This window comes from Mycobacterium sp. OAE908, from assembly GCF_017872775.1.
GTDB lineage: Bacteria > Actinomycetota > Actinomycetes > Mycobacteriales > Mycobacteriaceae > Mycobacterium.
Map to the genome: position 1 here is coordinate 248,094 of NZ_JAGGJL010000003.1, position 10,917 is coordinate 259,010.

The following is a 10,917-nucleotide window of genomic DNA, read 5'->3' on the forward strand; positions in this document are numbered from 1 at the left end:
CTGCTCGCAGAGCGGCGCTACCGACTATCCGCCCATCGCGTCCCCGTCGGTTCTGACCGCGGTTTGCTTGGCTTCTCCGTTGGTGCGGCGGCGGCCACGTTGAATGGACTGAACCAGTTTGTCGATTTCGGCCTCGAGGTCGTCACCGCAGAGCTGGACCGCGTGAAGCGTGGCCAGTGCGGCGATCGACTCCGGCAGCTCGGCTGCCGATGGGCTCGTCGCTTCATCCACCAGGGTGGGCACGACCACAGCCTCGCTGCGTTGGAGTCCCGCTTCTACCTCCCTACGCACCCAGTCGTTCGGATCGTCGATGCGCCGGCGGCCGTCCACCTGCTCGAGCCAATTGGGTCCGATCAGCACCAGCATGGCGCTGCATCCGCGAATCGCCTCGGCGATGCGGGCCGGAAAGGTTTCACCGTATTCGATAGACGACTTGTCCATGAAGACGCTGGACGCACCGAAACGGTTGACTAATTCGCGTTTGATGTCGCGGGCGTGCCATGCGCTCTGGCTGCGCCGGTAGCTGAGGAAGAACGCCGGCGGCGTTTGCGGGGGTAGCAGGTCACCCAGTGCCCGTTCGAGAGCCTGGCGTTGACGCCGTTCCATGAATGAGTCGACCGCGATGACGCCGGCTGTTGCCGTCGCCAACCCCATCAGCGGGTAGGCGACGGACACGATCAGCCCGGCGTTGAAGGCAAGCTGTGCGCCGACCAGGAAGAGCAGAACGGTGCCCAGCGCGGCACCGAAACTGTAGAGCGCGCCGTTGCGAGCACCGATGAGCGCCGGGATGGCGATCACGAGCAGGACCAGCGCGATGTCTACCGGCGGGGCTGCCGAGTTGAGAGGCACGCCGGCGAGCAGCGTCCACAGTGCGTTGGCCTGAACCTCGACGCCGGCCATCGGCGCCGAGGAGATCGGGGTAACGAAGACGTCGTTAACCGGATCCGTGGTGCCGATGAGGACAGCTTTGCCGGCAAAGGCGCTCGCCGGAACGGTGCCAGCCATCACATCGACGAACGAGTAGTGCGGGAAAGTGCCGGGTCCGCCCCGATAGTCGATCCATTTGTGCGTGAAGGGCTGCACCGAATGGCCGCTGAGCAGCTCCGCGGCGCGAACGGGCAGCGTGGGCAGCTGTACCGGCGCAAACATCATCTTGCGCAACACGCCGTCTGGGTCGGTGTCGACGGCGGCGCTTGCCGGTATGGCACCCCGGGCATTAACTACGCCGGCGGGCACGGGGATGGGCCCTTGATCGCCCTCATGGGTGGCCAGAATGACAGGTCCATCGCGTGCGATCGCATCAAGCAGCATCTGGTCGTCGGGCGGGTGAGAGCGACCGATGAACTGGGTGTCAATGGCGATGAGTCGCGGGGACGCAGGGTGGATTCGGTCCAGGACTTGGGCGTAGGCGGCACGTGCGATCGGTGGCTGCACGTTCAGCGCGGTCAGCGTTTTCTGGTCGATGGCGATAATTGCGATCCCGTCGCCGGGAGACTGTGGCCCGCGTATCGAGAAGCGGGTGTCAACACTGGCCCGTTCGAGGTTTGCCAGGGCGCTCAGCCAATAGAGCACGATCATCACGGCGGCGACGACGCCCGCGACCGCCGCAACTAGGGCCTCGCGCTGCGTGAATCGACGGAGCCGCCGTCGGCTGGCGGTCGTCACGCTGGCCTGACGTTCGACGGCCGGAAGGCATCATCGCTGAGGCGGCCCGGCTCCCGGGGCCAGTATCTATCGGGCGACCCGCTGGGCTGCGCGCGCCTCGTAATCACCTGTGGCAGCTTGAAGCACGTACTCGTCAGACTTGCATCAGCAAGGAGAGTCAGCCTGGACGACCGCAGGTTCATCTCATCCCGGCGCCGCGACCGTGAGCATGTCCTCGCCGTTGATGGCGGCTGGACCGTCCGCCTGTTGGCTCAGTCCGGCCGATGCCCTGGCGTCAGCTGTCACGTAACAGGTTGTCGGGCCATTGGCGCGGAGGTAGGCGATCGCCGAGGGCGGCAACGGGACACCGATAGTCCGCGTCGCACCAGCGGCTACGACCAAATCCGAGCGCCCACTGAACGCCCCCGGGCTTGAGAGTATGACGACTCCCGTGCACTGCGATGACAGATGACACGCCAAGGTCACTGGTACATACCCATCCGGGTCGGCGGTGACAGTGCCGGTGGGGACCACGGTCACGGCGTACTGACTAGGTGCCGGCCCGGCGCCGCCGTAGCCGCCCGCGTTTTGGCAAAACGTTCCACATCCGAGCCGGTCCCCACCCGGGTCGGCCGTCGCGCTCGGCGGCCCGATACCCAGACACGCCAATGCTGCACAAGCGAGAGGGAAAACGAACCGGCTCACAACTCTGCGCCCTGCAGACCACCGTCCATCTCGCAGTATCGTGCCGCTTCGCCACCCTTGATCATTCGTCTGGATCGGTTTACGCGAAGCACATCCCATCTCCGCGATATGGGCTCCCCCGATGTTTCGCATAGCAACTACTTTCCGATACGAAAATATTTTGTAAAGCGACCATAGATCGTGAGCGGTGGGAAAACCTGGTGTTCGACTACTCGATATCAGTAAACAGAGGTCTCACAGGTTCGCGGGCGTGGTCATCGCATGCAGCGTGGCGGCCGGCAGCCTCAACTGGCGAAGTGTTGGCCGTGGCCAACGCAGATCCAAAGAGGAAGTGACACTTTGTATTTCGCAGAGGACACAGCGCACCTCGACGCGGGACTCGTCAGTTCCGCCAGGCAATTTCGAAGTGCGCCAGACGTTTCGCGGAATGTGCTCCGGAAGGGCGGCTATCCGCCGCAGTCGGCGCTATTGAGCTTGTTGCCGTTGACTACCTTGCAGAATGGGAACCCGTTGTCCCCGTTCGCAACGCTTAGGAGCACGCCCTGGCCCCCGTCGACGAGCGTGATCGTCACATAGCTGCCGCGCTCGGCGTTGCCGCCGCTGGTGATGTTGCCGTACGCGGTGTGGTCGGGCTGAGGTGGCGGGGGCTGGACACCGCTGATTTGGAAGTTCACCGACCCCCCGTTGTAGGTTTCGCTGCCCGATCCGTCGGCGTTGACGATCAAGCTCTCCCCATGGGCTACCCATTGGCCCACGAACGGACCGAGTCCTGGCACATCTGCCTGTGCCAGTGGGGCACAGGCGACGCCTATCGCTATCGCGGTTGGGAGCAGCGGCATTATGTTCATCGCGCACCTTTCTCGACCTTGAATCGACGCCATGGCACTAAATTCGCCGAGCTATCCCCACGGTGCGGTTCAGCAACACGATAGGTGCGGCGGTCAGGCCCCGCCGTCGAATCGCCATACCGGGCTGCGGTGGATTCGGATGCCGCTACGGCGTGGCGAACTCCGCGTATAGCGAGCCTGTGGCCGGAACGCGGGTCACCGACCGGGCTGCGGTGGTCGGGACTGAACGCCACCCCGAAAACTGCGGCCATGTGTCCGTACAGCGGGCGGCCCACGGCCTGGCCGCTGTCTAATGGCGACATGCCTAGCAAGCTTTAAGCTTGAGCCCGTGAATGGCGGTGCACACGCGCAAGACCCGGCGAGGGCGCTCGGCCCGCTGCGCGGGCACGCCGGCGAATCCGGTCACGCGAGCTTCACGATCAAAGACGTGGGTGCTGCCTGCGGGTTGCCCGGGCCCGTCATCGCGCAGCTCGTCCCGCGGACCTGGGTGGACGGCGTGGGCTGGATGTACACCGGCGAGCAGGTGGCGGCGTCGATCGTGTTGGGCGAGAATCTGCGGCGCTTCCTGGCCTGGACCAAGGCGGGCGTGTACGTGCGGTGTGAGACCTGCGGCGCCGAACCTGCCGACGCTGTCGACGCTGCAGGCTGGGTGCTGCGCGATGATGCTGAGCCGCAGGGGTTTTGCCCGGAACACCGCCCCCAGGAGCCCAGCCAGCGGCATCGCTGAATTAGCGTCGGTCACGTAGTCGAGAAGCCATTACGGTTGAGTCATGGCTGCGAATGACGCTCTGGCCGAACGGTATCGGGCGCCGGTCACCGCGTTCGCCGGCTGGACCCGCGATGACGCGGGGCGCCGCGTGCCGCTGGAGTCGGCGCCGCACGTCGGCGGCTACGCGCCGCCTGGCACCGGGAAGACCCGCAAGTGGTTGTCGCAGGCGGCCGTGTTGTGGCCGGGTCCGGCGCTGGTGTCCTCGAGCAAGGACGACCTGATGCAGATGGTGGCCTCAAGGCGGCCGGGTCCGGCTGCGCTGCTGGATCTTCGGCCGATCAGCGCACCCTACTATCCGAAAGACTTTGTCGCCCACCGCTTCGACCCGACTGCGTTGATCACGACACTCGACGATGCCAGTGCCGCCGCTCAGAGCCTGCTGTCCACCTCGGCGGTCGCGTTGTCGGGCACGGCATTTCGCACCGGCAGCGACACGGGACCATGGGACCAGCTGGCGCTGGCACCTTTGACATGTCTGCTGTATGCGGCCAGCCCGCAGGCGACCGGGTTGGGCATGGAGTGGACTTTGGAGGCGTCGGAAAACGTCGACAGTCCTGCTGGCGGCGGCGGATATCAGATCAGCACTGCACCCGGATGGGCGCAGGCCGCGGCATGGAGCCAAGACCATCTGTTGCAGGCGCGGGTGCGCTCGGTGCTGGACATGGAACCCAAGCAACGGGACTCGGTGAAAATGACCGTGACCAAGGTGCTCACCGCCTGGCTGCTGACTGCACGCCGTGACAGGCCCCTCCCTGCGTTGGACTTGTCGTTCTTCGACGACCCAGCGGCCACGCTGTATCTGTTGACGCCAGCCGACGGCACGGTCGCCGCACAGGCGATCGTGTTGATGGATGCAGTGATCAACCGGCAGCGCACCAAGGTCGCACAGTGGGAGGAGTTCACCCGCATCGGGCTGTTCCTCGATGAGATCACCAATACGCCGATCCCGCGGCTGCCCCAGTACCTGGCTGAGTCCCGCGGCCTTGGCTGCTCGATCTGCTTTGCCGCGCAAGCCGGTTCGCAACTCGACGCCGTCTACGGACCGCTGCAGGGCAAGGCGATCCGCGACGTGACTCCGGCGTCGCTGGTGATGTACGGCTGCCACGAACGCGACGTGATGGAGTCCGCGGCGCTGTGGGCCGGTAAGACAACCCGCAGCCATCAGTCCTATTCCGCCAGCGGCGACGACAAAACCACCGGCCGTCAGTTCGGCAACGTGCTGGAGACCGCAGAACTGTTGCCCCGCAACACTTCAGAGGCGCGGCTGATTCCCCGTGGACAGCCGGGACAGATGGTCGAGCTCATCGACTTCGATGAATTCGTGGTGTATCTCGACGAGCTGCGGGCTGCGTGGCGACGCCGCCGCGGTGGTAGTGAGCCGGCACACCCAGCGCTAAATATTCGTCAAATGCACTAGCACCGCGAATGGGTGGTCGGCATACTCGTTGGGCTTGCACGGCCCTAATGAGGCAGGCACCTGCAGCGGACGGCGGCATCGGATCAACGGATGGCGGAACGCATCCTCGGAAGCAACCGGACCACGCCGCTGTCGCGCATCGCGACGTCGCGTAGCGCATCAGCAAGGCAGGATGCGACAGGCAGCGCTTCATTGGGGTCGCAAATACGCAGAAGTGCCTGCAGCCGCGACGGTACGACCAATCCCCAGGGTCGCGCGGCAACCCGTTCGGTCACCAGTTTGAAGAACGGACGGATGGCGGGTGAGCTCATGAAGTCCACATCCGCGAGGTCGATCACGAACGGCTCACCCGAGGACACCAGCTGGTCGATGGAAGCCTCGAACTGCTTGGAGTTGGAAGCATCCAACTCCCCGATGACCGCCATGACGATCGCCTGTCGTCGCGATTGAACCTTCCACCACGCGATGCGGCCGTCGACGATGTAGCCGTTGCGCAGCGGCAGCAGGTGGACTTGATGAAGGGTACGAATAGGAACCACGAAGAAACCTCGATGAATGGAAGCAATAGAGAAATAGGAAAGACACGCGAAACGAAGGCAATCGGTAGCAATGACAACTGCCGTGTCGCGTCGGCTGCGAACTCAACCTGAACCAAGCCTAACCCGGAGAGCTGAACGGTGCATGAGAATTACAGGCCGCGAGATGAGCGCAATAGGCTTGCTTACAAAAAGCGTTTCCTGCCGCGCTGCCTTTCGGTTCAAAGTGGGGTGCTCATCACGGCCTTGTGTCTGCTCAGTCGTAGAGGACCGCGTTGCCCTTGCGTCTGATCTCATCGAGCCCCGCTCGGAATGCCTCCAGGTATTCGGGCGAGTGCCCTACCCAGTCCGTCATCTCTCCCACGATCTTCACAGGACCGGCGCTGCGATAGGAATGCGTCGGATTGCCCGGAAACTTCTTATCAGTCACATTCGGATCATCCTCGATATGCCCCTGCGGCTCAACGATGTACACCCGGCATCGGCCCTTGCCGACAGCCATTTCGGCCGCCAGCACCGCCCCGTCCAACACCTTCGTCATGTACACGTAGTTTGAGATGTGCTCAGCCCGGTAATTCGACGCATAACCGGGCGTCAGAAAATCCCCCACCTGTAGGTCGGCCTTCGTGCCGTGGAAGTACGACCCGGATTCGTGCACTACGAAGCGTTCTGGTGTGTCGGCCATGTCTGCCATCGAAACCCTCCATTCGTGTTGGTGCCGAGCGATTGTGCGGCACGGTCGGGGCCTTGCCGCAAGACCCCCTGTGCGCCGTATGATGAGCATGGGAACGATCCCGTGGACGACGGCGCGCAGGCACCTTCGCGAACATCAGCGCAGGCGAGCACACCCTGCAGCTTGACAGCGCAGGCCGCCAGCGCAGGCGACTCGCTTCAGTGGAGATGCAACACAACGCTTTTGGGCTGAGATAGGCCTTCATCGGCGCCAAGCCGTCGCGGACCGCACCTTCTGAAATGGCAACACTTCTGAAACGGCAACACTATGGATAGTGTGCTGGCCTTTTCCTTGCCACTGCTGAACGCGTTCATAGTCACTCGCGAGACGGCCGAAGCACTCTCCGATTTCTCCTGGTGCGGCGAGGTCTACGGGGCTTGGCTTGGCCTCGTATACCTCCGGCGCGCCCACCACAGCGATTCCGGCGTCCATCTTGTGTGAGCCATCCCGAATCAGCGAAACCTTCAGTTGGTAGAAATGAATGCCGTTTGCGTCCTCAGGATTGGCCAGCTGCAGCGCGAACTCGAACCGGTCGGTCCCGTTTGGCGCAATCTCCTGTGCAACGTCTACCGCAATCTTGTCGTGCGGACGGGGATCCCGAGGCAGCACTGCGTTGTATGCCTGACTAACTGCTATAGGACCCGCGCCCGGCCAGCATTGCGGCAGGTGCGCGTAGTCAAGGACTTCGAGTTCGGCGCCCGTCATTACCGATACTTGGTCTCCGATGTTGCGCAGAGTCACCCGAATCTTCGGCGGAATCATCTCGTACACACCGCCCGGTTTCAGTGGCCCTTCAGCGTCCGCGCCGGGCACGACGTCCAAGCTGACGATCTCCACTTTGGTTTCTGGCCGGTTGAACCACCAGGCGAGTCCGGCAGATAACACGGCAAGGCACACGGGCACTACGACCGCGAAGATCAGCTTCTCGCGAGATAGCCATCGACCACTGCTCTGGGACTGATCGGTTCGGTTATCCATGGTTCCTCCGACCGTCGGACGGTTCCGTCGATGCCAATCGTCAAGCGTTGATAAAGGCCTGGCTAGAGTAGGCGACTACTCGACTCCTTCCATCGGCGTGGGACGCCTCCAAAGTGGTAGCCGAAGACCGATGCAGCGATCGCTAACCGACACTGCGCCGTACCGATAGCGAATTTCCAATACTTTGCAAATCCCGGTAAACGGTCACATCTACGGTGCCGGCGCGACCAGGCCAGGCCCCACAACCAGCTCAGCGTCGTCGACGTCATCTGCTGCCCGCAAAAATAGTGTCCTGTCGCATGTTTGACCCACCTTAAGCTCGATGCATGCAGCTGGTGGCCCCTGACCGGTTCGACGAGGTGCGCCGAGAATGGATCGCCTATCACCAGGGCTGGTCGACCATTCAGCGGCGTCGCGCCGAGCAGTTGGGTCGCGTCGTCCGCAAGCGCCAGCGCGTGCGCACCTCAGCGGTACCTGACCCGCACGACGACACCCTGATCGCTCCGCTGTGGCTGCGGGCGTCCAAATCACCTGGCGCACAGGTGGAATTGTGCGCGGCGCTGCTGGCTGCGGTCGTCGCGCCGATCGGTTGGCCGGCTGGCTTCGCGGCGTACCAGGTGATCGTGCGGCTGATTCCCCAGACGCTGCGCGCGTTCCCGATCGCGGCGATGCTGTGGGTCGGTGCTGCGCTGGGCCTGGTCGGGCTGCTGCTCTACGCGTTGTGCTATGACCCCGCAGGCTCATTGGGTCAGATCGCCGTGTTGCCGTGGCTGTGCCTGCAGGTGAGTGTCGTCCCGGTGGTCGCCGGCATCTATGGAATCGTCAACGGCTGGTTGGCCATTGCCGGCTCCGAACAATGGTGGCCCCTGACACCCGCCAAGCGCGCACTGACAGCCGCAGACGCCGCCGCCGTTCTCGGCGGCTACGACCTCACCGGCCCCGGCGTCATCGCCGCCACACCGCTCAACGAGCCGGGGGAGAGGACGCTGCCATGACGCATACGTCTTGTTTATCAATGCGATTCGGTGCGGTCGTGGTGTCAGACCGCGAGGTTAGGTTGCGGGCATGAGGATCTTCTTCGCTTTTCTGGTCATGGGCACGATCGCTTTCGCCGTAGCGCTGATCGCCGTGGCCGAGGCGCTCGTGGCGGCGCTGCCCTACCTCGCCGTCGCCTTGGTCGCAGTGCTGGTGCTGCGGCTGCTCGAGCGGAACCGGCGCACACCGCCGACACCGGTGCGCCCCGCGGCGGTGCCGCCGCCCGGATGGATCCTGGTGCCGGTGCAGATGGTGCCGATCGAGGCCCCGCGGCCGCCGGTCATCGACATCGACGTCCTCGACGAGAACGGCACCCGCCGTGAGTGAGCACACGCTCGCCACGCCCGAGGCCCAGGAGTGGGTGAATCAACTGTTCACCGAAACGCCGCTTCCGGTACACGCGAGCACCGGTCGCCATGCCGGTGACGACGAACTGCCGGACGGCAACGACGAGTCACCGCCCAGCGAGCCGCCAGTGGAACTCGATGTCGAACCCGCCGCCGCGCCCGTGGACGCCGACGCCGGCGCCAAACGCGTCGGGCTGTGGCTGTGCGCGGGGGTTGTCGTGGTGGCGGTGGTGATGATCGTCGCATTCGCCGTGTTCGGCGGCGGGCCCGACCCTGAACCCAGTCCACAACACCGGGGAATCGCTGTGCCGCCGGGGTTTTCGGCTGCCCCCACAACCAGCGCACTATCGGCGCCACTGGCGGAGGCCGCAGTGCCGTTCACCGCGGCCACCGCCGGCTGCGGGCCCGGTTCGACCTCACCACAAGCGCTCACCGACACCAGCACCGACTCGGCGTGGGTGTGCGCCCGCGGCAGCCAGGAAAGCTTCCTGGACGGCCAGGTGCTGCATGTGCGCTTCACCTGCGAGCAGTCCCGGCCCGAGTCCGCGTGCAGCTACATGCTCACCTCCGTGTCGGTCACACCCGGTTGGGTCGCCAAAACCGTCGGCGGCAAGGACCAGTGGCTGGCGCACCGGGTGGTGACCCGGCTGCAGTTCAACTTCTTCAACGGCAACCAGCTGGCCGCCGATCCGTTCTTCGTCGACACCAACAGCGTGCACGGTCCGGTGACCGCCACCCTGCCCACCCGGGTGCTGGCGTCGCGTGTCGACGTGCTCGTCCTGCACACCGGCCGCCCGCCGGCCTCACCGCTACCGACGACAACAGAGGACCAGAGCGCGACCGACATGCCCCCTCCGACTGAAAGCGCCAGTGACGCTGCGGCGTTCACCGATCCGGTGGATGCGACGTTCGCGATGAGCCAACTGCAGTTCCTGGGTCATGCGCCCAGCTGAACGGGCCATGTCGGCGACGTGGCGCCACCGTCTCGACACCGGCCGGCACCGCGCCCGCACCGCCGCGGTGGTCGCTCTGGTGGTGTGCGCGGCGCTCGGCGCGTGCGCGGCGGCCAAGGTGTTCCTCACCGCCCCGCACCCCGACGACGCCGACGTGGCCGCGATCGCCACCAGGGTCGCCAACCAGCGTGCCGCCGCCGGCGAGTTCGCCGCGGATTTCGTGTGGGCGGTGCTGACGACGCCGAGCGCGAAAAGCGCTGCCCTGCAACGTTACCTCACCCTGCCCGACTCAGGCGCGACGACGCCGGCGGCGACCACCGGATCGCTGCCCGCGGCCGTCATCACCACACCCAAGGTGTGGTCGGTCGTCCCGGCCGGCTCGACCGGGGATGTCGGCGAATACTCCGTCACCATCGAGGTGCAGCAGCGGCCCTACGCCTCCGCGGAGGCGACACGCGCGTTTTACCGTGTGCCCGTGGCGATCTGGAACTACCAGCCGCGCGCCATGGACATGCCGACGCCCATCAGCGACCCCGGCCCCGGCGCCGATGTGAAGATCGGCTACACCCATCCGCTGGATCCCGCGAGCCCGGTCTATGCGGTGGTCAGCGGATTTATCACCACCTACCTGACCGCCACCAGCGGGCTGGATCGCTACGTGATGGCCGACTCCTGGATCAAACCGGTCGGCGGCTACCACAGCGCGGTGCTCACCACCGCCGCAACCGACGTCGCGATCCCCGCCACCGCCCCTGCGGGAACCCGAATCCATGTGCGCGCCAGCGTATCTGCGCAAACTTCGCAGTTCGCGGTGCTGAACTTCAGCTTCCCGCTGACCGCCGAAAATAGCGGCGGAACTTGGATGATCGCCGACATAGACTTGATCCCACAGACCAGCGACGAGACCACCGCCACACCGGTAGGCGCTCCGCACAGCTGAAAGGTGTCGCAG

12 protein-coding genes are annotated in these 10,917 nt (G+C 64.9%); 6 read left to right on the plus strand and 6 right to left on the minus strand.

Translation table 11 applies throughout. From position 1 onward, the window contains the following. Nucleotides 1–24: 24 nt before the first annotated feature. The 3 genes from J3E61_RS33520 to J3E61_RS33530 all read right to left on the minus strand — a co-directional run bounded on the left by J3E61_RS33520 (nucleotide 25) and on the right by J3E61_RS33530 (nucleotide 3,188). Nucleotides 25–1,665: a CHASE2 domain-containing protein gene (locus tag J3E61_RS33520; protein WP_210086936.1), complete on the minus strand. Its 1,641-nt coding sequence runs from the start codon at nucleotides 1,663–1,665 to the stop codon at nucleotides 25–27. Nucleotides 1,666–1,848: 183 nt separating this feature from the next. Next, the gene (locus J3E61_RS33525; protein ID WP_210086937.1) at nucleotides 1,849–2,184 is read right to left on the minus strand and encodes a hypothetical protein; all 336 of its coding nucleotides are present in this window, start codon (nucleotides 2,182–2,184) and stop codon (nucleotides 1,849–1,851) included. Nucleotides 2,185–2,795: 611 nt separating this feature from the next. Next, entirely contained in the window at nucleotides 2,796–3,188 is a 393-nt protein-coding gene (locus J3E61_RS33530) for a hypothetical protein (protein WP_210086938.1), read from the minus strand. 385 nt (nucleotides 3,189–3,573) lie between these two features. On the opposite strand from J3E61_RS33530, the gene J3E61_RS33535 reads away from it, so the two are divergent. After that, a complete protein-coding gene (locus tag J3E61_RS33535; RefSeq protein WP_210087005.1) occupies nucleotides 3,574–3,924 on the plus strand; it encodes a hypothetical protein in 351 nt (116 codons plus the stop codon). A gap of 43 nt (nucleotides 3,925–3,967) precedes the next feature. Then, entirely contained in the window at nucleotides 3,968–5,383 is a 1,416-nt protein-coding gene (locus tag J3E61_RS33540; RefSeq protein ID WP_210086939.1) for a TraM recognition domain-containing protein, read from the plus strand. Nucleotides 5,384–5,466: 83 nt separating this feature from the next. Here J3E61_RS33540 and J3E61_RS33545 read toward each other — a convergent pair whose 3' ends face one another. The 3 genes from J3E61_RS33545 to J3E61_RS33555 all read right to left on the minus strand — a co-directional run bounded on the left by J3E61_RS33545 (nucleotide 5,467) and on the right by J3E61_RS33555 (nucleotide 7,549). Beyond that, a complete protein-coding gene (locus tag J3E61_RS33545) occupies nucleotides 5,467–5,922 on the minus strand; it encodes an STAS domain-containing protein (RefSeq protein WP_210086940.1) in 456 nt (151 codons plus the stop codon). Between the two features lie 253 nt (nucleotides 5,923–6,175). After that, nucleotides 6,176–6,604, minus strand: a complete 429-nt coding sequence (arr, locus tag J3E61_RS33550; RefSeq protein WP_210087006.1) for an NAD(+)--rifampin ADP-ribosyltransferase — start codon at nucleotides 6,602–6,604, stop codon at nucleotides 6,176–6,178. A 249-nt stretch (nucleotides 6,605–6,853) separates the two neighbouring features. Next, nucleotides 6,854–7,549, minus strand: coding sequence for a hypothetical protein (locus tag J3E61_RS33555; RefSeq protein ID WP_210086941.1), 696 nt, complete (start codon nucleotides 7,547–7,549; stop codon nucleotides 6,854–6,856). A 413-nt stretch (nucleotides 7,550–7,962) separates the two neighbouring features. Here J3E61_RS33555 and J3E61_RS33560 point away from each other — a divergent pair, with 413 nt between their 5' ends. From J3E61_RS33560 to J3E61_RS33575, 4 genes are all read left to right on the plus strand, one after another. Next, a complete protein-coding gene (locus J3E61_RS33560; protein ID WP_210087007.1) occupies nucleotides 7,963–8,625 on the plus strand; it encodes a hypothetical protein in 663 nt (220 codons plus the stop codon). A gap of 70 nt (nucleotides 8,626–8,695) precedes the next feature. Continuing rightward, entirely contained in the window at nucleotides 8,696–8,992 is a 297-nt protein-coding gene (locus tag J3E61_RS33565; protein ID WP_210086942.1) for a hypothetical protein, read from the plus strand. Continuing rightward, nucleotides 8,985–9,965, plus strand: coding sequence for a hypothetical protein (locus J3E61_RS33570; protein ID WP_210086943.1), 981 nt, complete (start codon nucleotides 8,985–8,987; stop codon nucleotides 9,963–9,965). The genes J3E61_RS33565 and J3E61_RS33570 overlap by 8 nt, the downstream gene beginning before the upstream one ends. 7 nt (nucleotides 9,966–9,972) lie before the next feature. Further along, a complete protein-coding gene (locus J3E61_RS33575; protein WP_210086944.1) occupies nucleotides 9,973–10,905 on the plus strand; it encodes a conjugal transfer protein in 933 nt (310 codons plus the stop codon). Nucleotides 10,906–10,917: the final 12 nt, after the last annotated feature.

What these genes read in the sequence shown, in the direction of transcription:
- J3E61_RS33530 (WP_210086938.1), bottom strand. Translation starts at nt 3,188, where the DNA reads ATGCCGCTGCTCCCAACCGCGATAGCGATAGGCGTCGCCTGTGCCCCA.
- J3E61_RS33540 (WP_210086939.1), top strand. Translation starts at nt 3,968, where the DNA reads ATGGCTGCGAATGACGCTCTGGCCGAACGGTATCGGGCGCCGGTCACC.
- arr (WP_210087006.1), bottom strand. Translation starts at nt 6,604, where the DNA reads ATGGCCGACACACCAGAACGCTTCGTAGTGCACGAATCCGGGTCGTAC.
- J3E61_RS33565 (WP_210086942.1), top strand. Translation starts at nt 8,696, where the DNA reads ATGAGGATCTTCTTCGCTTTTCTGGTCATGGGCACGATCGCTTTCGCC.
- J3E61_RS33575 (WP_210086944.1), top strand. Translation starts at nt 9,973, where the DNA reads ATGTCGGCGACGTGGCGCCACCGTCTCGACACCGGCCGGCACCGCGCC.